Here is a 21217-nt window from a genome sequence, read left to right as displayed (position 1 = left end):
GTTCCTTATTCATGAATTGCGTCAATATCTTCTCGTGTCGGTTCATGACGGACCGCCAGCAGGAAGAAAATGGGAATAATGGCGGCAAGCGAGACCACCCAGAACATCTGCGTGCCGAGCGAGGCCTGCAGCAGCGGCAGAATAAACAGCGCCAGCGCGCTGCCGATCCCGGAAAGCGCCCGGCTGAAACCGACCCCGGTGGCGCGAATGGCGGTGGGATAGGAGAGCGCCGGGTAGATCATCAGCTGCGCCCCCGGGCCAAATCCTTCGGCGAACAGCCACAGTCCCAGCATCGCGATGGCCAGTACGATGCCTGCCGTCGCGTGCGGTTGCCCCACCAGCGCCAGCACAATCAGCGCCACAAACTGCAGGGCAAAGCCGGCTATCGCCACATGACGCGAAGGATATTTCCACGCCAGATGCATACCAAGCAGCCCGCCGGTAAAGGCAAACAGGGCGTTCAGCCCCAGTGATGCCGAAATAGTTTCGAAGACGCCAGCCCCGAGAAACTGGGCAAGAATTGACGGCAGGAAAAAGGCAATCGCCGTGTACTCGAAGGAGATACAGATATTCATCACCCCGGCGACGATAGTCCGCTCACGGTAGGGTTTTTCGAACAGCACGCGAAAGCTCACTTTCGGCGCCGGCGCCGGCTTCGCCGTCGGGACCTCATGGGCATGGATCCCCCAGGAGTCGCGTAAGATGCGCACCGCAGAGGTCAGATCGCCCTGGTTTGCCGCCCACAGCGGGGATTCGTTCATGAACCGGCTGCGGACGGCGATAATCAGCAGCGCCGGCACGGCGCCGAACAGCAGGGAGGCGCGCCACAGCCAGTCAAGATGCTCCTGCGGCAACAGGAAATAGAGACCGAAGATAATAAGAAAGCAGACGGTTGAGGCGGCGTACCACATCGGGCACCACGCCGCGAGGCGAGCCGCTTTGTTGCCTTTGCCGGCAAAGCGGGAAAACTCGGCCAGATAGGACATCGCCACCGGCAGGTCGATGCCGACGCCGATGCCCATCAGGAAGCGAGCGCCAATCAACACCCAGACGTTTGGCGCCAGCCCGGCGGCGATAGCCGAAATAACGAAAAAGAATATATCGGCCATAAACACCGAATAGCGACCATATTTATCGGTCAGCCAGCCGCCAATAATATTGCCGACAATGGTCCCGACCATAATGGAGGAGGTCACCAGGCCGGTCAGCAGCGGCGAGAGCTGAAATTCACGCACGACGTCATCAATACCGTAAGAGAGCGTGGTTAAGTCATACGCGTCGAGAAAAACGCCGCCCAGCGCGAGGAAGACAATCATCCGCGCATATTTCGCCTGTTCCCTGCCGGAATTAATTAGCCGCGCCACATCCACGACGCTACTGACCGGTACCGAAGCGATACCGGGATTATCCACTGGTAATGTACTCATTTTTTCACCTTATTATTTTGTGCAGGTCATCAGCGGTTATAAACCTCGAGCGGCGAGAATCAAAACAACAATTCATACTATAAAAATCAATATAATCAATAAGTTAACTAAAATCACCAGCACAAAAAGGACGCGCTTTCGCGCATCCTAAAAGGAAGTAAATAACAACGAAAAGAGACGTCGTGCAGGACGCTTATTCCGCCGATACCGGAACTAATACGTCTTTTACCAGCGGATCGTTGGTGGTTTTTAACCACGTCTGGATCCGTGGGTCAGAAAAGGCCTGTTTTAATTTGACGATATTTTCCTGCGATAAATACGGCGTACCAATCACTAATTGCGAAGCAAAGGTGCGCGGCGCCGGCGGGAATAAAATGCCTTTCTCACGCGGCACTTTCCCGGCGTCAAATTGCGAGACATAGCCGATGGCGGCATCCACCGAATTTAACGCCCGCGGCATGGTCAGCAGATCCAGCTCTTTAAAGACAAACTGATGCGGGTTGTCGACAATATTTTTCAGCTTCGCCGTGCGCGGCTCTACCGCCGGGTCAAGCGAGATCAAACCAATGCGCTGCAGCAGCCACAGAGCCTGTCCCTGATTGGCGCCGTCGTCAGGCACCACGATGGTCGCGCCGTTGGGCAACGCCTGTACCGACGAGTAGCGGTCGGAATAGATGCCGAACGCCCACTGGAACACCGGCACCGTAGTCGACAGCGCAAAGCCGTTGGCGTCCACCACCTGTTTAAGCCACCACTGATGCTGATAGATCGTCCCGGCATACTGTCCTTCCGCTACCGCGCGGTCAGCCTGAACCGGATCCTGCACCCCCACCGCCTCCAGCTTCAGGCCGTAATCGGGCGCAATATGCTGATTAATATATTCAATAATCCGCTGCTCGCCGGCCATCGCCGGCTCATAGTGAATTTTTAACGTGCTGCCGAAGACCACCTGCTGGCTTTGGGTATGTCCCCGCCACCACCAGAAAGCGATGGCGAGCAGGATAATCACCGCCAGCGCCGCCAGCCAGGGCCAGCGCCGCGCTTTACGTAACTCAAATTGCTCTGTTGTCATACAAGGTTCCCCTGCGTGTGGCGTAAACGGTTGACCAGGCGGTCACCCAAAAATTGAATCACCTGGATCGTGGCGATCAGGGCCACGATCGTCGCGATCATGATGTGGTTGTCGAAGCGCTGATAGCCGTACACCACGGCCAGGTAGCCGATGCCCCCGGCGCCGATGGTCCCGGCGATAGCCGAATACTCGATCATCGAGACCAGGTTTAGCGTCACCGCCGCCACCAGCGCCGGCAATGCTTCACTGAGCTGCGCGCTGGCAATGATTTGCCAGCGCGATCCACCGCAGACGACGCCCACCGCGGTGACCTCCGCCGGCAGCTCGCGCAGCGCGTTCTCCACCAGACGGCCAAAGAACGGGACGCCGGCGGCGATCATCGGCACCACCGCGGCGGGGATGCCAATCGTGGTGCCGGTCAGCCAGTAAGTGAACGGGATAATAGCGGCCATCAGCACCAGAAACGGCAGCGAACGTCCCATGTTGACCACCCAGTTCAGCAGCCGGTACAGCAGTGCGTGCGGAAATAATCCCCGCGGCGAGGCGTTAAATAGCACCACCCCCACCAGCCCTCCCAGCGTGACGACAAACAGCATCACAATGGCCACCATTAGCCAGGTTTCGCCATAGGCGGGAAGCAGCAGCGAAGGGATTTCGCTCCAGGGGGTGTCCTGGCTGATGACTGTCGGTTTCATACCGCCTCCCTGAGCAACGGCGCGCTGTCGAGGATCTCCGCCGTCATGCCGAGCTGCGCCAGCAGGCCCTGCAGCCGCGCGGGCGACAGGCGTTCGCCCTGAAAGCGCACTCCAACCTGCAGACGACCGGCCAGTCGACCGTTAATCACCTCGACGTGGCCGCCAAGGAGATCGATCTGCAGCGCCCACTGCTGGCTCAGGCGGCTGATCCAGTCGGTGGCCACCGGCACATCCCAGCGGTAGCTCAGACGCAGCAGCAAATCGCTGTGGGCCGCTGCCGCCGGCGTCAGCGGCAACAGCTGCTGGCCGAGCAGGGAATCGGGACGCGCCAGCAGATCTTCGAGCCGCCCGTACTGGACGATCGTCCCGTCGCGGATCTCCGCCACCGCATCCGCCGCCGAGCGCACGGCGTCCATTTCATGGGTGATCAGGACGATCGCCAACTGGTACTCATCACGCAGCCGCTTGAGCAGAGTCAGCACCGAGGCCGTGGCCTGAGGATCGAGGCCGGAGGTGGCTTCATCCGCCAGCAGAACGGACGGGCGCAGCGCCAGCGCGCGGGCAATGGCGATCCGCTGGCGCTGGCCGCCGGAGAGCTGGGCCGGCCAGGCATCCGCTTTGTGGCTCAGGCCGACGCTCTCCAGCAGCTCACCGACCCGCGCCTTGATATCGCGCTCCACCACGCCAAGCCACGCCAGCGGCAGGGCGACATTCTCCCAGGCGGTCCTGCGGCTCAGCAGCGCCGAAGACTGGAAAACGGTGCCAATCGCCCGCCTCTCCCGGCGCAGCGCCTCGCCGGACAGCACCGACAGATCCAGGCCATTGATACGAATGCTGCCGCTGTCCGGGCGCTCCAGCAGGCTGATGCAGCGCGCGAGAGTTGATTTACCGGCGCCGCTCGGCCCCACCACCGCGGTGATGGAGCGCTCAGGCACCTGCAGCGATAGCCCTTTCAGCACCGCGCTGAGCCGGCCATCCACCGTGCGGTAGCTTTTATGCAGATCATCGATAGCGATCATGTCACCTTCTCCTCTACCGATGCCGCCGTGCGCGCATCGCGTCGGTAGCTGGCGCCCGGGTGAGGCGCGGCCAGACGCGGACCGGCGCCGAACAGTTTTTCGCGCAGGGTCCCCTCACGGTACTCTTGCTTAAAGACGCCGCGCTTTTGCAGCTCTGGCACCAGCAGCTCGACGACGTCGCGGAAGGTTTCGTGGGTGACGGCATAGGCAAGGTTAAAGCCATCGACATCCGTCTCTTCGACCCAGGACTGCAGTTCGTCCGCCACGGTTTGCGCGCTGCCGACCACCAGCGGGCCGAAGCCGCCGATACCGGCCCAGTCGGCCAGGGCCTGCACCGTCCACTGCCGGTTCGGGTCCGCAGTGGAGAAGGCCTCCACCGCCGACTGAATGGCGTTGGTGTGCAGATACTTCAGCACCTGATCCGGCTGATACTGGCCGAAATCAATCCCCGTCCAGCCGGAGAGCAGCGCCAGCGCGCCTTCATAACTGACGTACTGCTTATATTCCTGCCATTTCGCCTGCGCCTCGCGGTCGGTGTCGCCAACAATTACCGTCTGCAGATTGAAGATCAGAATGCTGTGCGGATCGCGCCCGGCCTCAGCCGCCCGGCGGCGAATATCCGCCACCGTCTTCTTCAGCAGCACTTTCGACGGCGCAGCGACGAAGACGCATTCGGCATGGCCGGCGGCGAACTGTTTGCCGCGGCTGGACGCTCCCGCCTGATACAGTACCGGTGTGCGCTGCGGGGATGGCTCGCAGAGGTGGATCCCAGGCACGGAAAAGAACTGTCCCTGATGGTTAATGGGATGGATTTTCCGCGGATCGCTGAAGATCTTGCGCTCTCTGTCGCGCAGCACCGCCCCGTCCTCCCAGCTTCCCTCCAGCAGTTTGTAGATCACCTGCAAATACTCATCGGCATAGTCATAGCGGGTGTCGTGGTCGGTCTGAGTTTGCTGGCCGATATTACGCGCCCCGCTCTCCAGATAGGAGGTGACGATGTTCCAGCCCACCCGCCCTTTGGTCAGATGGTCGAGCGTCGACAGACGACGGGCGAAGGGGTAAGGGTGCTCAAACGACAGCGAGGCGGTCAGACCGAAGCCCAGATGCTCCGTCACCAGCGCCATCGGAGTGATCAGGGCCAGCGGATCGTTGACCGGCACCTGCGTCGCCTGGCGGATCGCCGCGTCGCCGCTGCCGTTCAGCACGTCGTAGACGCCAAGCACGTCGGCGATAAACAGCCCGTCGAACTTGCCGCGCTCCAGCAGTCGCGCCAGATCCACCCAGTACTCCAGATCTTTATACTGCCAGGAGCGATCCCGGGGATGCGCCCACAGGCCAGGCGACTGATGACCGACGCAGTTCATATCGAAAGCGTTAAGACGAATTTCACGTTGTGATGACATAGCAATCTCCATAGCGCGGCCCGTCGCCGGGGCGCACGCGGCAAAATGAATCAGGGAAAAGAAAGAGAGGTATTCAGTACGCTGGACATCGGGAGTCCTGCGGGATCCCGAGCGTGAGTAACGCTTGCGCCGCCACCTCAGCGGCATGGTCGGCTACCTGCGGCAGGCCCATCAGTTCGCCAAAACGCCCGCGGGCGGCCGGACCGGCCACCAGCACCGGCAGCGCCTCAACCTGCGGATCAGCCACTGCCCGGGAACGGCTGTCCACCTCCAGGCCCATGCCGAGAGCATCAGCGCGAATAAGGCCGCGGCGGGCAAGGTCCTGTAAAAATGGCTGGCTGTCGGTTAGGGCACGGTGCGCGGGTCCGGTCGTCAGGATCAGATGATCGACGCTCAGGGTTTGCACGCCGCCGCCGCGCCGCGCCAGCGTCAGACGCAGCGTCTCGCCTTCAGCGCTCATCGACAGTAGCCTGGCCGCCTGCACCTGCAGACTGCCCGTGCGCTGGCGCGCCTCCAGCACCTCGGCGACCTGCGGCGCCACGCGGTAGCGGTGGACATCCCAGTAATGGCGCAGATGGCGCAGAAAACGCTGGCGATCGGCGACGCTGAGCGCCTGCCAGATCCGCTGCCCCTGCTGGCGGACCGCATCCAGCACCACCTGCCAGCTCAGGCCCTGCTGCGCCGCATACGCCACATCGAGGCGGATCTGGCGCAGGCGCTGGCGCAAGTTGCCCTGCTGATAGTCGCCGGGCCATGCTGCCCCCGCGCCGCTGAGGTTACCGCGCGACAGCAGGCCGTGGCGCGAAAAGGCGATGATACTGCCGCGGTGGCCCAACCGGTCCAGCGTCGCGACCGTATCGGCCATGGTTAATCCGGTGCCCATCACCGCCACCCGGGCGTGCGGGGCGATGGCGTCGAGCGCGCCAGGCTGCCACGGGTTGGCAATCAGCGCCGGATGGTGACGCCAGGCTTCGGCCTGCGCCGGCAGCGAAGGCGGTGGATGGCTGATCGCCAGCACCAGCAGGTCGGCCTTAAGCTGCAGTCCGCCCTCAGTGCTAACCGTCCCCTGATGAAAAGCGAACGCCCGATCGCGCAGGTGGCGCAGCCGTCCGCCGCTGGCGGCCGCGGCGTCGGAAAAACGCTGTGCCACATAGCGACCAAACTGGCCGCGCTGAGGGTAGACGGAACCGTCCGGGCGCAGCGCCTGCGCATCGGCGGCAAAGGCAGGCTGACGGCGGTACCAGCGATCGAAGGCGCCCTCTTCATCACCGGTCAGTTGCATACGGGCGGCCGGGACGTTAATCCGGTGCGTCGGCTCCGCGGTGGAGTAGGCCACCCCGGCGCCGGGAGTCTGACGCGGCTCCAGCAGCGTCACGCGCACCCCGTTCGGCGCCAGGCGCAGCAGCTCAATCGCCACCGCCGCGCCGCTGAAGCCGCCGCCGATAATCACGATATGCGGTTCTGCACTCATCGCTGCCCTCCTCCGGTATGCTGTCTCATGGTCGCGCTCCTGGCCATCAGCTGGCGCTGGCCTGGCGCACCGGGCGCTTATCGCCGCCGATGGTTTCGCCAAACGGACCGGTGTTCACGCTGCGCGCCTTCGACGAGGCCGCGTTTTCCAGCGGCAGCAGAGGCATCACCAGCTCAGCGAAGCGGTGTGCCTCTTCCAGATGCGGGTAGCCGGAAAAGATAAAATTGCTGATGCCGAGCGCCTGATATTCGCGGATGCGCTCCGCCACCTGCTGAGGGTTACCCACCAGCGCGGTACCCGCGCCGCCGCGCACCAGCCCGACGCCGGCCCACAGATTAGGGGCAATACGCAGATTGTCGCGCGATCCCTGATGCAGGGCGCTCATCCGCGCCTGGCCAGCCGAGTCCATGCGGGCGAAGATCTTTTGCGCCTGAGCGATGGTGTCGTCGTCAAGATGGGCGATCAGCCGGTCGGCGGCGGCCCACGCCTCCTCTTCCGTTTCGCGCACGATGACGTGCAGACGGATGCCATATTGCAGGGTGCGCCCGCGGGCCGCGGCGCGCTCGCGCACCACCGCCAGCTTCTCCGCCACCAGTTCCGGCGGTTCGCCCCACGTTAGATAACTGTCGATCTGTTCGGCCGCCACATCGATAGCCGCCTCAGAAGAGCCGCCGAAGTACAGCGGCGGGCCATTCTCCTGAACCGGCGGAAACAGCACTTCCGCCCCCTCGACATGAATATGCTCCCCGTGATAGTCCACTTTCTCCCCGAGCAGCAGGCGGGAGTAAACGTCGAGAAATTCGCGGGTCACCTGGTAGCGTTCGCTGTGGCTGAGAAAGATGCCATCGCCTTTGTTTTCCACCGGGTCGCCACCGTTGACGACATTGATCAGCAGCCGTCCTTCCGATAAACGGTCGAGGGTGGCCGCCATCCGCGCCGCCAGAGTGGGCGGCTGCAGACCCGGTCTGACCGCCACCAGATAGCGCAGACGGCGGGTTAACGGCGCCAGCGCCGAGGCCACCAGCCACGAATCTTCACAGCTTTTACCGGTGGGGATCAGCACGCCGTAATAACCCAGGCTGTCGGCCGCCAGCGCCACCTGCTGCAGATAAGGTAAATCGACCGGACGTCCACCCTCGGTGGTGCCCAGATAGCGGCCATCGCCATGGGTAGGTAAGAACCAGAAGACATTGATCTTGTCGGGAACTTGCTGCGTCATTATCTATTTCCTATATAACCATATCTGATATTTATCGAAGATAAGTTTTAATTTGGTTATATGAGTGTTAGCGATAATCATGCCAATGGTGAATAAAAAATTACATTTTTAAAATCAAGGAATTGAAAACATCCCACGCGCGTCGTGCTGTTGCAAATCCCGCAGCCGCCGCGCATCCGCTGGCGCATTTGCAACAGCCGTCGGCCTTTCCCCCTCTGGTTTCCGCCGCCGCCGCAGGATAAGTTCAGGAGGTCAACGACCGGAGGCCCGCTATGCTGAACCCAGAATCCCCTTCCACCGCGCCCGCGCTGATCGACCCGGCATCGAAGGCTTTCCAGAGCCTGCTGGACAAGCTCGCGCCGACGGAGGCTACCGTGCTGATCGTGGGCGAAACCGGCACCGGCAAGGAGGTGGTGGCGCGCTATCTCCATCACCACAGTCCCCGCCGCCAGCAGCCGTTTCTGGCCGTTAACTGCGGCGCGCTAACCGAGAGCCTTGCCGAAGCCGAACTGTTCGGCCATGAGAAAGGCGCCTTCACCGGCGCGCAGCAGGGACAGCCCGGCTGGTTTGAAGCCGCGGAAGGGGGGACGCTGCTGCTGGACGAGATCGGCGAATTAAGCCTGCCCCTGCAGGTCAAGCTGTTACGGGTGCTGCAGGAGCGCGAAATTACCCGCGTCGGCTCGCGCAAAGCGATTAAAGTGAATGTCCGGGTGATTGCCGCCACTCACGTCGACCTGGCCCAGGCAATCCGCGAGCGCCGCTTTCGCGAAGATCTCTACTATCGGCTGAATATCGCGGTGGTGCCGCTGCCGCCGCTGCGCCAGCGTCGGCAGGATATCCCGCAGCTGGCTCACCACTTTTTATCGCTCTATGCCCGCCGCCTCGGCCGGCCAACCCTGCGTCTGGCGCCGGAGTCGCTGGCCCGGCTGATGGACTATGCGTGGCCGGGTAATATTCGTGAGCTGGAAAACACCCTGCACAACGCGGTGCTGCTCAGTAAAGAAGAGGAGATTAGCCCCGCCCAGCTGCGCCTGGCGACGCTCAACGACGCCCCGTCGCCGGCGAGCGATCATGAACTGGACGACTTTATTCGCCACCAGCTGGCGCTTCCCGGCGAGCCGCTGTGGCAGCGGGTGACCAGCGCGCTGATCCGCCACGCCATGGCGCATTGCGACGATAATCAGAGCCAGGCGGCCGCGCTGTTAGGGATCAGTCGGCATACCTTACGCACCCAGCTCGCTAACCTCGGGCTGATCAAAAGCCGCCGCCGTCCGCCTGCGCCGCCGCGGGCATTCGCCAGCGCGACCGGCGCCGATCGCGAGCTGCGCATTGGCTACCAGCGCTTCGGCAGCCTCGGGATCCTGAAAGCCCGCCAGAGTCTGGAGACCGCCTTCGCCAGCCTCGGCGTCAACGTGCTGTGGAGCGAGTTTCCCGCCGGACCGCAGCTCCTTCACGCCCTCGCCTGCAACGAGATCGACTTTGGCACCACCGGAGAAGCGCCGCCGGTGTTCGCCCAGGCCAGCAACAGCGAACTAATGTACGTGGCGTGGGAGCCGCCGGCGCCGCGCAGCGTGGCGATGGTCGTCCCGCAGGAGAGCGACATTCGCCAGCTCAGCGATCTGCGCGGAAAACGCATCGCCCTCAATAAAGGGTCGAATGTCCACTGGCTGCTGCTGCAGATCCTCGAGGACGCCGGGCTGGGGCTGAACGACGTGCGGGTGGTCTATACCCCGCCGAAATACCCGCTGACCGCCAGCGACTATCTGGCGGTGGACGCCTGGATGATGTGGGATCCGCTGCTCAGCGACGCCGAACACACCGGCGAGCTGCGGGTGGTCGCCAGCGGCGAAGGACGGGTTAACAACCATCAGTTTTATCTCTCGCGACGGGACTATCTCGCTCAGCACGGCGATATCATGCGCCGCCTGCTGACGGAGCTGACCCACACCGGGCAGTTTATCGACTCGCATCGTGGCGAAGCGGCCCGCTTACTCTCAGCAGAGCTGGGGATTGACGCCCGGTCGCTGCGCATCGCCCTCGCCCGCCGTAGCCATCGCCCAAGGCCGATGGATCTGTCGGTGATCCGCGCCCAGCAGACCATCGCCGATCGCTTTTACGCCCTCGGGCTTATCACCAAACCGGTCCCGGTGCGGGAAGCGGTGTGGTACGGCGAGCCCGTGCCCGGCGTCGCCAGCTCGCTGATGGCGGTCAGTTAGCGAAAATTGCGCGTTATCTTCCTGATTGTTCAGGCGCAGATAGCCTCGATCCGATGGCGATGTTACCCTAAAGACGCTGAGAATAAGGGGGTATCTGTGGCTGTTCATCTGTTAATCGTCGACGCGTTAAATCTGATCCGCCGCATCCACGCGGTGCAGGGTTCGCCCTGCGTCGATACCTGCCTGCATGCGCTGGAGCAGCTGATTGTCCACAGTCAGCCCACCCACGCGGTGGCGGTGTTTGATGATGAGGATCGCGCCCACGGCTGGCGCCACCAGCGCCTGCCGGAGTACAAAGCCGGCCGCGCGCCGATGCCGGATACGCTGGTCGCCGAGATGCCGGCGCTGCGGGCCGCCTTCGAACAGCGGGGGATCCGCTGCTGGGCCTCGCCGGGCAGCGAAGCGGACGATCTCGCCGCCACCCTGGCGGTGAAGGTGGCCCAGGCGGGCCATCAGGCCACCATTGTCTCCACCGACAAAGGCTACTGCCAGCTGCTGTCGCCCACCATCCGCATCCGCGACTACTTTCAGAAGCGCTGGCTGGACGCCCCCTTCATCGCCAGTGAGTTCGGCGTCACCCCGGAGCAGCTGGCGGATTACTGGGGGCTGGCGGGGATCAGCAGCTCGAAGGTGCCGGGCGTGGCGGGCATTGGCCCGAAAAGCGCCGCCCAGCTGCTGAACGAGTTTCAGGACCTGGAGGGGCTGTATGCCCGCCTGGCAGAGGTCCCGGAAAAGTGGCGCAAAAAGCTGGCAGCGCATCAGGAGATGGCCTTCACCTGCCGGGAAGTGGCCCGCCTGCAGACCGACCTCCAGCTGGATGGTAATCTGCAGCAGCTGCGGCTGACGCGCTGACCCTACCCGAGCGTGGTGCCGGCGCGGCGGCACCGCCTGCTTCCCCCGGGCCGGCCCCTCACCAGGCCGCCTGATATAACTCGACGATATCGGCCAGGCTCGCCTCGCGCGGGTTGCCGCCGGTACACACATCCGCCAGCGCCGCCTGGGCCAGCGCCGGAATATCCTCTTTCCTGACATCCACCTCGCGCAGATGGCCGGGAATACCGACATCGCGGTTTAGCTGGCACACCGCCTCCACCGCCGCCAGACGCGCGGCGCTCAGGCTTAACGCTTCCCCTTTGACGCCCATCGCCCTGGCGATATCGCGATATTTTTCCCCGGTCGCCTCAGCATTAAAGCGCATCACGTGCGGCAGCAGGATGGCATTCGCCACGCCGTGCGGCGTGTTGTAAAAAGCGCCGAGCGGATGCGCCATGCCGTGCACCAGGCCAAGCCCGACGTTGGAAAATCCCATTCCCGCCACATACTGGCCGAGCGCCATAGCTTCCCCCGCTCCGGCGTCGCCGGCAACCGAGCCGCGTAGCGCGCCGGCGATGATCTCGATGGCCTTGAGGTGCAGCGCATCGGTCAACGCCCAGGCGCCGCGAGTGAGGTACCCTTCGATAGCGTGCGTCAGGGCGTCCACGCCGGTGGCCGCCTTCAGCGCCGGCGGCATGGCGTCCATCATATCGGCATCGATAAAGGCCACCTGCGGAATATCGTGCGGGTCGACGCAGACGAATTTGCGCCGCTGTTCTTCATCGGTGATGACATAGTTAATCGTCACCTCCGCCGCGGTACCCGCGGTGGTCGGCACCGCGAAGATCGGCACGCTGGGCTGACGGGTGGGCGACAGCCCCTCCAGGCTGCGAACATCGGCGAACGCCGGGTTACGCTGAATAATACCGATCGCCTTACAGGTATCCTGCGGCGAACCGCCGCCGATGGCGATCAGGTAATCCGCCCCGCTGCGCTGAAAGGCCTGCAACCCCTGCTGAACCACGGCGATGGTGGGGTTCGGGATCACGTCGCTGAACATGTCCCATGCCAGCCCGGCGGCGTCCAGTTTGTCAGTGACTTTTGCCGCCACGCCGCACTTCGCGAGGGTCCTGTCGGTCACGATCAATGCCTTGCGATAACCGCGCCGCATCACTTCATCGGTTAATGCGTTTATCGCCCCCCGGCCAAACCACGCCGTTTCGTTGAGGATCATTCGGTTTGCCATCGCGTCTCTCCTGTTAGGGTTGCGGCATCACTCTTCAATGCGTAATCCGTAGGTTTTAAACTTCTCCAGCACGATGGCGATCGCCTCGTCATCCAGCACGGGGACCGGGTCGGTAATCGCCAGGGTGCTGAGATAGAGCTGGGCCAGGACTTCCACTTCATGCGCCAGCCAGAGCGCTTTCTCCAGGCTGGCCTCGCAGGCGATCAGGCCATGATGCTGCAGCAACGTGGCTTTGCGGTGCTTCAGCGCCACCGCGACATGCTCAGACAGTTCGCGGGTGCCGAAGGTGGCATAGGGCGCGCAGGGGATCGAATTCCCGCCGGCCGCGGCGATCATATAGTGGATGGCCGGGATGGGCCGGTTGAGGATCGACACCGCCGTACAATGGACAGCGTGATTGTGGACCACCGCCTGGGCATCGGGTCGCGTCTGGTAGGCCGCCTGATGAAAACGCCATTCGCTGGAGGGCAGTTTTCCCTGCTCATGCTGACCGTCGGCATCAATAAAGACGATCTTGTCTTCCGTCAGTTTTTCATACGGGATGCCGGTGGGCGTGATCAGCATCCCCCCCTGATAGCGCACGCTGACATTGCCGGCGGTCCCCTGATTTAACCCCAGGCGGGTCATTTCCAGGCAGGTATCGATAATCTGCCGGGCCAGTCTGTTTCTTTCCATTGTTTTCCTCTTTTAGCGACTCATCATCCGTCAACGGCAGGGCAACATAATTATTGTTGGCGACCGTGGGATAGGTTGAATAATGATCTCCATCTTCAGCCTGAATAATCGCAGGGGAATTTCCATCGCTATATTTTGTGAACCACGTCAATTATTCCATCATAAAAAAAGGGATGTAACTGGTTAAGCGGATGTTGAAAATGCCCGTTCTTAAAAATATTTCTTCAAGCGGGCATTTTATTTTTCTGTAACATTTGCCCGTTTTCCACGATATATATTCAATCGGTCATTGGCGTTGTGGTTTTGTGAATTTATTTCCTCAAACGGTCAGTCATTTTGAAAAATTAAAGTGACAATTATCACATAAAATGGTCCACAGAGCGTTAAGTGTGACCCTCATCATATTAACAGGCGGTTTTTATTTGAAAATGAAGCCATGAGTTCCGCCGTGACTTTCATTTCACTCACCGGCGCGTCACCTGAGCTCACTTAATTTTGCGGTCTGCTGCAGCACCAGACTGCGCCCTGAATGCTGTTGTAAATGCTTCTGAACTGATGAGGACGCTATGGGAAACACAACGATACCAACGCAAAGTTACCGCGCCATGGAGAGCGGGCAAAGTAAGAGCTACATTATTCCTTTTGCTCTGCTGTGCTCCCTCTTTTTTCTGTGGGCCGTGGCCAATAATCTCAATGATATTTTATTACCGCAGTTTCAACAGGCCTTTACCCTGACTAATTTTCAGGCCGGATTAATCCAGTCGGCTTTTTATTTTGGCTATTTTATTATTCCCATCCCCGCCGGGATGCTGATGAAAAAACTCAGCTATAAAGCCGGCATTCTTACGGGTCTGTTTTTATATGCTTGTGGCGCCGCGCTGTTCTGGCCTGCCGCCGAAGTAATGAATTACACCTTATTCCTGATTGGGTTATTTATTATCGCCGCCGGGCTTGGCTGTCTGGAAACTGCGGCCAACCCATTTGTCACCGTCCTCGGTCCGGAAAGCGGCGGTCACTTCCGCCTGAATCTGGCCCAGACCTTTAACTCATTTGGCGCCATTATTGCCGTGGTATTTGGCCAGAGCCTTATTTTGTCCAACGTCCCGCATCAGCCGCAGGAGGTGCTGGATAAAATGACGCCAGAGCAGCTCGGCGCCTGGAAGCACAGCCTGGTCCTGTCGGTACAAACCCCCTATATGATTATCGTGGCCATCGTGCTGCTGGTCGCCCTGCTGATCGTCTGTACCCGTTTCCCGTCGCTGCAAAGCGATGACCACAGCGACAGCGCGCAGAGCACGTTTCTCGCCTCGCTGTCGCGCCTGATGCGCATCCGCCACTGGCGCTGGGCGGTACTGGCTCAGTTCTGCTATGTCGGTGCGCAAACCGCCTGCTGGAGCTATCTGATTCGCTACGCTGTCGAAGAGATCCCGGGCATGACGGCCGGTTTCGCCGCCAACTACCTGACCGGCACCATGGTCTGTTTCTTTATTGGCCGTTTCACCGGCACCTGGCTGATCCGCCGCTTCGCGCCGCATAACGTGCTCGCTATCTATGCGCTTATCGCCATGCTGCTCTGTCTGCTCTCCGCCTTCAGCGGCGGCCACGTCGGTCTGCTGGCCCTGACCCTGTGCAGCGCCTTTATGTCCATTCAGTACCCGACCATCTTCTCGTTGGGGATTAAGCACCTGGGCCAGGACACCAAATATGGCTCGTCATTTATCGTCATGACCATCATCGGCGGCGGGATCGTCACCCCGGTAATGGGCTTTGTCAGCGACGCCGCCGGCAATATCCCGACCGCCGAACTGGTTCCGGCGCTGTGCTTCGCCATCATCTTTATTTTTGCCCGTTTCCGCTCGCAAGCGGCGACGAACTAAACCTGTTATCCGCATAACCTGAGGGATCTGTAATGAAAAAAATCAGCTTACCGAAGATCGGTATCCGCCCGGTAATCGATGGTCGTCGCATGGGGGTTCGCGAATCGCTGGAAGCGCAAACCATGAACATGGCGAAAGCCACCGCCGCGCTTATCAGTGAGAAGCTGCGCCATGCCTGCGGCGCCCGGGTGGAGTGCGTGATCGCCGATACCTGCATCGCCGGCATGGCCGAGTCGGCCGCCTGTGAAGAGAAATTCAGCAGCCAGAACGTTGGCGTCACCATCACCGTCACCCCCTGCTGGTGCTACGGCAGCGAAACCATCGATATGGATCCGCTGCGCCCGAAGGCCATCTGGGGCTTCAACGGCACCGAGCGTCCGGGAGCGGTCTATCTGGCCGCGGCGCTGGCGGCCCACAGCCAGAAAGGGATCCCGGCGTTCTCCATCTACGGGCATGATGTGCAGGATGCCGATGACACCTCGATCCCGGCGGATGTCGAAGAAAAACTGTTGCGCTTCGCTCGCGCTGGCCTGGCGGTCGCCAGTATGAAAGGGAGAAGCTATCTGTCGCTGGGCGGCGTCTCAATGGGCATCGCCGGCTCCATCGTCGACCACAACTTCTTTGAATCCTGGCTCGGGATGAAGGTTCAGGCTGTCGACATGACGGAGCTGCGCCGGCGAATCGATCAGAAAATCTATGATGAAACCGAGCTGGAGATGGCGCTGGCGTGGGCGGATAAACATTTCCGCTACGGCGAAGATCAGAACGCCGAGCAGTATAAGCGCAATGAGGCGCAGAGCCGCGCGGTGCTGAAAGAGAGCCTGCTGATGGCGATGTGCATCCGCGACATGATGCAGGGCAACGCGAAGCTGGCGGAAAAAGGGCTGGTGGAGGAGTCGCTGGGCTACAACGCCATCGCCGCCGGCTTCCAGGGCCAGCGTCACTGGACCGATCAATACCCCAATGGCGATACCGCCGAAGCGCTGCTCAATAGCTCCTTTGACTGGAACGGCGTGCGCGAGCCGTTCGTCGTCGCCACCGAAAACGACAGCCTCAACGGCGTGGCCATGCTGATGGGCCACCAGCTCACCGGCACCGCCCAGGTGTTTGCCGACGTGCGCACCTACTGGTCGCCGGAGGCCGTAGAGCGCGTCACCGGGCAGCCGCTCACCGGCCGGGCGGAGCACGGCATCATTCACCTGATTAACTCCGGCTCCGCGGCGCTGGACGGCTCCTGCCAGCAGCGCGACGCGCAGGGCAACCCGACGATGAAACCTCACTGGGAGATTGAGCAGAACGAGGCGGATGCCTGCCTCGCGGCCACCGAATGGTGCCCGGCGATCCATGAATACTTCCGCGGCGGCGGCTTCTCTTCCCGCTTCCTGACCGAAGGCGGCGTGCCGTTCACCATGACCCGGGTGAACATCATCAAAGGCCTGGGACCGGTACTGCAAATCGCCGAAGGCTGGAGCGTGGCGCTGCCCAAAGCGATGCACGACCAGCTCGACGCCCGCACCAACTCCACCTGGCCCACCACCTGGTTTGCCCCGCGCCTGACCGGCAAAGGCCCGTTCAGCGATGTGTACTCGGTCATGGCTAACTGGGGCGCCAACCACGGCGTGCTGACCATCGGCCATGTCGGCGCGGATTTCATTACCCTCGCCGCCATGCTGCGCATTCCGGTCTGCATGCACAACGTGGAAGCGGCGAAAATCTACCGCCCCTCCGCCTGGGCCGCGCACGGTATGGACATCGAAGGCCAGGACTACCGCGCCTGCCAGAACTACGGGCCGCTGTATAAGCGTTAACAGGTGGGTTTCGCCCGGTGGCGCAGGCTTACCGGGCCTACAGACGCGCGCTGTTTGTAGGCCGGATAAGCGCCGCGCCATTCGGCAATGTTGTTTCGGGAGTCACTATGAAGCAAGACGTAATCCTGGTCCTCGACTGCGGCGCCACGAACGTGCGGGCGATGGCCGTTGACCGACAGGGGAACATTATCGCCCGCGCCGCAACGGCGAACGCCAGCGACATTGCGGCGGAAAAAAGCGACTGGCACCAGTGGTCGCTGGAGGCCATTATGCAGCGCTTTGCCGACTGCTGTCGGCAGATCCATGACCAGCTGGCCTCCTGCACGGTGCGCGGCATCACCGTCACGACCTTTGGCGTCGATGGCGCGCTGGTGGATGAGCAGGGTGCGCTGCTGTATCCGATAATCAGCTGGAAATGCCCGCGCACCGCGGCGGTAATGGACACCATCAGCCGGTATATGTCCGCGCGCCAGCTGCAGCAAATCGCCGGCGTCGGCGCCTTTGCATTCAACACCCTGTATAAGCTGATCTGGCTGAAAGAGAACCACCCGCAGCTGCTGGCGCAGGCCCATGCCTGGCTGTTTATTTCGTCGCTGATCAACCATCGGCTGACCGGGGAGTTCACCACCGACCTCACCATGGCGGGCACCAGCCAGATGCTCGATCTCCGGCAGCGCGATTTCAGCGCGCCGATCCTGCAGGCGACCGGCCTGCCGCGCCGCCTGTTCCCGCAGCTGGTTGAAGCAGGCCAGCCGATCGGCGCCCTGCTGCCGGAGGCCGCTGCGCTGCTGGGCCTTCCCGTCGGGGTCCCGGTTATCTCGGCCGGGCACGACACCCAGTTCGCCCTGTTTGGCGCCGGCGCCGGGCAGGATGAGCCGGTGCTCTCCTCCGGGACCTGGGAGATCCTGATGGTGCGCAGCGCGCAGGTCGACACTTCGCTGCTCTGTGACTACAGCGGCTCCACCTGCGAACTGGACAGCCAGCCGGGCCGCTATAACCCGGGGATGCAGTGGCTGGCCTCCGGCGTGCTCGAATGGGTGCGCAAGCTACTGTGGAACACTGACACCCCGTGGCAAACGCTGATTGACGAAGCGCAGGCGATCCCGCCCGGTGCCCAGGGCGTCAGAATGCAGTGCGACCTGCTCGCCAGCCAGCACGCCGGCTGGCAGGGCGTCACGCTCAACACCACCCGCGGCCATTTTTACCGCGCCGCGCTGGAGGGGTTAAGCGACCAGCTGGCGAAGCATCTGCAAACCCTGGAAAACATCGGCCGCTTCCGGGCGCAAGAGCTGCTGCTGGTCGGCGGCGGCAGCCGCAACGCGCTGTGGAACCAGATCAAGGCTGACCGGCTGGGAATACCGATCAAAGTTCTCGACGATGCCGAAACCACGGTGGCCGGCGCGGCGATGTTTGGCTGGTATGGCGTGGGCGAGTTCTCTTCCCCGGAACAGGCCAGAGCGCAGGTCGCGTACCGCTACCGCTATTTTTGGCCGCAAACTGAACCTGAATTAACAGAGGAAGCCTGAGATGCTCAAAACCATTTCCCCGCTGATATCGCCAGAACTGCTGAAAGTGCTGGCCGAAATGGGCCATGGGGATGAAATTATTTTTTCCGATGCCCACTTCCCGGCGCACAGCATGGGTCCGCAGGTGATTCGGGCCGACGGCCTGCGGGTCAGCGATCTGCTGCAGGCGATTATCCCGTTGTTCGAGTTAGACAGATATGCGCCGCCGCTGGTGATGATGGCCGCCGTCGAAGGCGATGCGCTCGACCCGACGGTGGAACAGCGCTATCGGCAGGCGCTTTCGGCGCAGGTCCCCTGCCCGGATATCGTGCGGATTGACCGCTTTGCCTTCTACGACCGGGCGCAAAAAGCCTTTGCGATCGTTATCACAGGAGAGTGCGCTAAGTACGGAAATATCCTTTTAAAAAAAGGAGTCACGCCGTAATCTCATGCCGGAGCGTCTGCCTGATGCAGACGCTCAATCAATGATGGGGTGAGAATAAATGAAAGCGGCCCGCCAGCAGGCGATCGTCGATCTCCTGATCAACCACAGCAGCCTGACCACCGAAACGTTGTCAAAACAGCTCAACGTCAGCAGGGAAACCATTCGCCGCGATCTCAGCGAGCTGCAGGCGCAGGGCAAAGTGCTGCGCAACCACGGCCGGGCTAAAGTGATCCACCAGCGCAGCCAGGACAGCGGCGACCCTTTTCACATGCGGCTGAAAAGCCATTACGCGCATAAAGCCGATATCGCCCGCGAAGCGCTGGCCTGGATTGACGAAGGGATGGTCATCGCCCTCGATGCCAGCTCCACTTGCTGGTATCTCGCCCGCCAGCTGCCGGACCGCCCGCTGCACGTCTTTACCAACAGCCAGCCCATCTGTCAGGAGCTGGCTAAACGCGACCAGATCATGCTCACCTGCTCCGGCGGTACTCTGCAGCGGAAATATGGCTGCTACGTTAACCCGGCGCTGATTTCCCAGCTGAAATCGCTGGAGATCGATCTGTTTATTTTTTCCTGCGAAGGCATCGACCCGCAGGGCGCGCTGTGGGACTCCAATGCCTTCAATGCCGACTTCAAATCGATCCTGCTTAAGCGGGCGGCGCAGTCGCTGCTGCTGATCGACAAAAGCAAGTTCAACCGCTCCGGCGAAGCGAGGATTGGTCATCTGGATGAGGTGACGCATATTGTGTCGGATGCGCCGCAGCCTTAAGCATGCGGCGAAGGCCAGAGGACATGCGCGTCTCTGGCCTGAGGGTGAGTGATTAACGCTCGTCGCGACGTCCGCCAACGGCGGCCCACAGGCGACGCACGTGAACGGTCACCTCTTCACGATCGTGATACAGCTGACGCGCCTGGATCTGGGCGTTAACGCCGTGCTCGTCCAGTTGGGCCTGAATGTAGGCCAGATTCTGCGACACCTCTTCATAGCGCTTTTTCATCGGCAGCTTGAGGTTGAAGATGGTCTCCCGGCACCAGCCGTTGACCAGCCACTGCGCCATCAGCGCCGCCACTTTCGCTGGCTTTTCCACCATATCGCAGACCATCCACGAGATGTTATTGCGGTTAGGACGATAGCGGAAACCGTCTTCACGCAGCCAGGTCACCTGGCCGGTATCCATCAGGCTCTGGGCCATCGGGCCGTTATCGACCGAAGAGACCCACATGTTGCGTTTCACCAGCTGATAGGTCCAGCCGCCCGGGCAGGCGCCGAGGTCAACGGCATACATGCCGTTTGCCAGGCGCTCGTCCCACTCGTCCGCCGGAATAAAGACGTGGAACGCCTCTTCCAGCTTGAGGGTGGAGCGGCTCGGCGCGTCGGACGGAAACTTCAGCCGCGGAATGCCCATATAGAACGGTGAGTTGTTGTTGCTGTACGAGTAGCCGGTATAGCAGCAGCCCGGGGCGATAAAGAACACATGCACCACCGGACGCTTCGGCGTTTCATAGCTGGTCAGGACGCCCGCTTCGCGCAGCGCCGCGCGCAGCGGCACGGTAAACTTGCGGCAGAACTTCATCAGCTCTTTGCTTTCGTTGGTGTCCGCCACCTCGACGCGCAGATCGCCGCCCTTCTCCACCACGCCCTGCAACATGCCGACGATCGGCGTAATGCGATCCTCCGGCGGCAGGTCGCGCAGCAGTTCGCCCACCACAAACATCTGGCGGGCGAAGATCAGCGAGCTGAACGGCAGATCGCGCACCAGCTTCTCGCCATCATCCTGCTGATAGCCTTCAAAAATCACATAGCCGGAGTCTTCTTTGACCCGGGCAAAACCAAACACCTCGAGGCGGGCTGCCTTATCGGTAATTTCTGCTGCGCACTCTTTCTCAAACCCAGGGCGACAATAGAGGACAACCTTATTCATGAACAACGCCCTTACGTTTCAGACGAATTGCACCAATTAACATTAACACCCAGCCGGCGAGGAAGCTCACGCCGCCCACCGGGGTCACGAACGCCCACAGGCGTAAATGAGAGAGCGCCAGGCAGTAGAGGCTGCCGCTGAACAGCACGGTCCCTAACGCCAGAAACACGCTACTCCAGTAGAACCAGATACTGATCCGACGCTGCATCGCCACCGCCAGACCAAAAATCGCCAGGGTATGGAAGGCCTGATACTCCAGGCCGGTATGGATCCAGGCCATCTCCGCCGCGCCGAGCGATTGACTTAAGACATGCGCGCCGAAGGCACCCAGAGCCACAAAGATAAAGCCGCTAATCGCGGCGAATATCAGCATAAAACGGCTGGTCATGTTGTTACCCTACAAG

General features: G+C 61.5%; 18 protein-coding genes. 7 read left to right on the top strand and 11 right to left on the bottom strand.

Going from position 1 to position 21217, the window contains the following annotated elements; all coding sequences use genetic code 11:
• Positions 1–5 precede the first annotated feature (5 nt).
• From ABLU73_RS02815 to ssuD, 7 genes are all read right to left on the bottom strand, one after another.
• Complete coding sequence (locus ABLU73_RS02815) at positions 6–1427, bottom strand: MFS transporter (protein ID WP_264923715.1); 1422 nt, start codon at positions 1425–1427, stop codon at positions 6–8.
• 193 nt (positions 1428–1620) lie between these two features.
• The gene (locus tag ABLU73_RS02810) at positions 1621–2499 is read right to left on the bottom strand and encodes a MetQ/NlpA family ABC transporter substrate-binding protein (protein WP_004205538.1); all 879 of its coding nucleotides are present in this window, start codon (positions 2497–2499) and stop codon (positions 1621–1623) included.
• Positions 2496–3194, bottom strand: a complete 699-nt coding sequence (locus ABLU73_RS02805; RefSeq protein ID WP_017899192.1) for a methionine ABC transporter permease — start codon at positions 3192–3194, stop codon at positions 2496–2498. Before ABLU73_RS02805 ends, ABLU73_RS02810 begins: the two co-directional genes overlap by 4 nt.
• A complete protein-coding gene (locus ABLU73_RS02800; protein ID WP_017899193.1) occupies positions 3191–4213 on the bottom strand; it encodes an ATP-binding cassette domain-containing protein in 1023 nt (340 codons plus the stop codon). Before ABLU73_RS02800 ends, ABLU73_RS02805 begins: the two co-directional genes overlap by 4 nt.
• Complete coding sequence (locus ABLU73_RS02795; protein WP_023319027.1) at positions 4210–5616, bottom strand: LLM class flavin-dependent oxidoreductase; 1407 nt, start codon at positions 5614–5616, stop codon at positions 4210–4212. Before ABLU73_RS02795 ends, ABLU73_RS02800 begins: the two co-directional genes overlap by 4 nt.
• Before the next feature lie 73 nt (positions 5617–5689).
• On the bottom strand, positions 5690–7087 hold the full coding sequence (locus ABLU73_RS02790) for an FAD-dependent oxidoreductase (RefSeq protein ID WP_048295488.1): 1398 nt from the start codon (positions 7085–7087) through the stop codon (positions 5690–5692).
• Positions 7088–7133: 46 nt separating this feature from the next.
• Positions 7134–8306 (bottom strand): FMNH2-dependent alkanesulfonate monooxygenase, encoded by a 1173-nt coding sequence (gene ssuD, locus ABLU73_RS02785; protein ID WP_348850055.1) that lies wholly within the window; start codon positions 8304–8306, stop codon positions 7134–7136.
• A gap of 272 nt (positions 8307–8578) precedes the next feature.
• Between ssuD and ABLU73_RS02780 the strand changes: the two genes are divergently transcribed.
• Both ABLU73_RS02780 and xni read left to right on the top strand, forming a co-directional pair.
• Positions 8579–10522, top strand: a complete 1944-nt coding sequence (locus ABLU73_RS02780) for a sigma-54-dependent Fis family transcriptional regulator (protein ID WP_053810009.1) — start codon at positions 8579–8581, stop codon at positions 10520–10522.
• A 96-nt stretch (positions 10523–10618) separates the two neighbouring features.
• A complete protein-coding gene (xni, locus tag ABLU73_RS02775) occupies positions 10619–11374 on the top strand; it encodes a flap endonuclease Xni (RefSeq protein ID WP_023319031.1) in 756 nt (251 codons plus the stop codon).
• A gap of 58 nt (positions 11375–11432) precedes the next feature.
• Here the strand turns inward: xni and fucO are convergent, their stop codons facing one another.
• Positions 11433–12581 (bottom strand): lactaldehyde reductase, encoded by a 1149-nt coding sequence (fucO, locus tag ABLU73_RS02770; protein WP_004205528.1) that lies wholly within the window; start codon positions 12579–12581, stop codon positions 11433–11435.
• A 27-nt stretch (positions 12582–12608) separates the two neighbouring features.
• On the bottom strand, positions 12609–13256 hold the full coding sequence (fucA, locus tag ABLU73_RS02765; RefSeq protein WP_002915470.1) for an L-fuculose-phosphate aldolase: 648 nt from the start codon (positions 13254–13256) through the stop codon (positions 12609–12611).
• 566 nt (positions 13257–13822) lie between these two features.
• On the opposite strand from fucA, the gene fucP reads away from it, so the two are divergent.
• The 5 genes from fucP (at position 13823) to fucR (ending at position 19660) form a co-directional block, all read left to right on the top strand.
• Positions 13823–15133, top strand: a complete 1311-nt coding sequence (gene fucP / locus ABLU73_RS02760) for an L-fucose:H+ symporter permease (protein WP_004205525.1) — start codon at positions 13823–13825, stop codon at positions 15131–15133.
• A 32-nt stretch (positions 15134–15165) separates the two neighbouring features.
• Positions 15166–16941 (top strand): L-fucose isomerase, encoded by a 1776-nt coding sequence (gene fucI / locus ABLU73_RS02755; RefSeq protein WP_064187452.1) that lies wholly within the window; start codon positions 15166–15168, stop codon positions 16939–16941.
• 107 nt (positions 16942–17048) lie between these two features.
• A complete protein-coding gene (gene fucK / locus ABLU73_RS02750) occupies positions 17049–18467 on the top strand; it encodes an L-fuculokinase (RefSeq protein WP_023319036.1) in 1419 nt (472 codons plus the stop codon).
• 1 nt (position 18468) lies between these two features.
• Entirely contained in the window at positions 18469–18891 is a 423-nt protein-coding gene (gene fucU, locus ABLU73_RS02745; RefSeq protein ID WP_114465889.1) for an L-fucose mutarotase, read from the top strand.
• A gap of 58 nt (positions 18892–18949) precedes the next feature.
• The gene (fucR, locus tag ABLU73_RS02740) at positions 18950–19660 is read left to right on the top strand and encodes an L-fucose operon activator (protein ID WP_004205519.1); all 711 of its coding nucleotides are present in this window, start codon (positions 18950–18952) and stop codon (positions 19658–19660) included.
• Positions 19661–19712: 52 nt separating this feature from the next.
• Here fucR and rlmM read toward each other — a convergent pair whose 3' ends face one another.
• Together rlmM and ABLU73_RS02730 are read right to left on the bottom strand one after the other, a co-directional pair.
• Positions 19713–20813 carry a 23S rRNA (cytidine(2498)-2'-O)-methyltransferase RlmM gene (gene rlmM, locus ABLU73_RS02735; RefSeq protein ID WP_004205518.1) on the bottom strand — a complete coding sequence of 367 codons (1101 nt, stop codon included), beginning with the start codon at positions 20811–20813 and terminating at the stop codon, positions 19713–19715.
• On the bottom strand, positions 20806–21201 hold the full coding sequence (locus tag ABLU73_RS02730) for a DUF423 domain-containing protein (RefSeq protein ID WP_002915543.1): 396 nt from the start codon (positions 21199–21201) through the stop codon (positions 20806–20808). Before ABLU73_RS02730 ends, rlmM begins: the two co-directional genes overlap by 8 nt.
• Positions 21202–21217: the final 16 nt, after the last annotated feature.

Source organism: Klebsiella sp. GG_Kp175, from assembly GCF_040062325.1.
Taxonomy (GTDB): domain Bacteria; phylum Pseudomonadota; class Gammaproteobacteria; order Enterobacterales; family Enterobacteriaceae; genus Klebsiella; species Klebsiella quasipneumoniae.
Note: the sequence above shows the minus strand (reverse complement) of the source record. Positions and strands in the feature narration are given on the sequence as shown.

Excerpts from the sequence above, each read along its gene's own strand:
- ABLU73_RS02815 (WP_264923715.1), bottom strand. The coding sequence starts at position 1,427 with ATGAGTACATTACCAGTGGATAATCCCGGTATCGCTTCGGTACCGGTC.
- ABLU73_RS02810 (WP_004205538.1), bottom strand. The coding sequence starts at position 2,499 with ATGACAACAGAGCAATTTGAGTTACGTAAAGCGCGGCGCTGGCCCTGG.
- ABLU73_RS02805 (WP_017899192.1), bottom strand. The coding sequence starts at position 3,194 with ATGAAACCGACAGTCATCAGCCAGGACACCCCCTGGAGCGAAATCCCT.
- ABLU73_RS02800 (WP_017899193.1), bottom strand. The coding sequence starts at position 4,213 with ATGATCGCTATCGATGATCTGCATAAAAGCTACCGCACGGTGGATGGC.
- ABLU73_RS02795 (WP_023319027.1), bottom strand. The coding sequence starts at position 5,616 with ATGTCATCACAACGTGAAATTCGTCTTAACGCTTTCGATATGAACTGC.
- ABLU73_RS02790 (WP_048295488.1), bottom strand. The coding sequence starts at position 7,087 with ATGAGTGCAGAACCGCATATCGTGATTATCGGCGGCGGCTTCAGCGGC.
- ssuD (WP_348850055.1), bottom strand. The coding sequence starts at position 8,306 with ATGACGCAGCAAGTTCCCGACAAGATCAATGTCTTCTGGTTCTTACCT.
- ABLU73_RS02780 (WP_053810009.1), top strand. The coding sequence starts at position 8,579 with ATGCTGAACCCAGAATCCCCTTCCACCGCGCCCGCGCTGATCGACCCG.
- fucO (WP_004205528.1), bottom strand. The coding sequence starts at position 12,581 with ATGGCAAACCGAATGATCCTCAACGAAACGGCGTGGTTTGGCCGGGGG.
- fucA (WP_002915470.1), bottom strand. The coding sequence starts at position 13,256 with ATGGAAAGAAACAGACTGGCCCGGCAGATTATCGATACCTGCCTGGAA.
- fucP (WP_004205525.1), top strand. The coding sequence starts at position 13,823 with ATGGGAAACACAACGATACCAACGCAAAGTTACCGCGCCATGGAGAGC.
- fucI (WP_064187452.1), top strand. The coding sequence starts at position 15,166 with ATGAAAAAAATCAGCTTACCGAAGATCGGTATCCGCCCGGTAATCGAT.
- fucK (WP_023319036.1), top strand. The coding sequence starts at position 17,049 with ATGAAGCAAGACGTAATCCTGGTCCTCGACTGCGGCGCCACGAACGTG.
- fucU (WP_114465889.1), top strand. The coding sequence starts at position 18,469 with ATGCTCAAAACCATTTCCCCGCTGATATCGCCAGAACTGCTGAAAGTG.
- fucR (WP_004205519.1), top strand. The coding sequence starts at position 18,950 with ATGAAAGCGGCCCGCCAGCAGGCGATCGTCGATCTCCTGATCAACCAC.
- rlmM (WP_004205518.1), bottom strand. The coding sequence starts at position 20,813 with ATGAATAAGGTTGTCCTCTATTGTCGCCCTGGGTTTGAGAAAGAGTGC.
- ABLU73_RS02730 (WP_002915543.1), bottom strand. The coding sequence starts at position 21,201 with ATGACCAGCCGTTTTATGCTGATATTCGCCGCGATTAGCGGCTTTATC.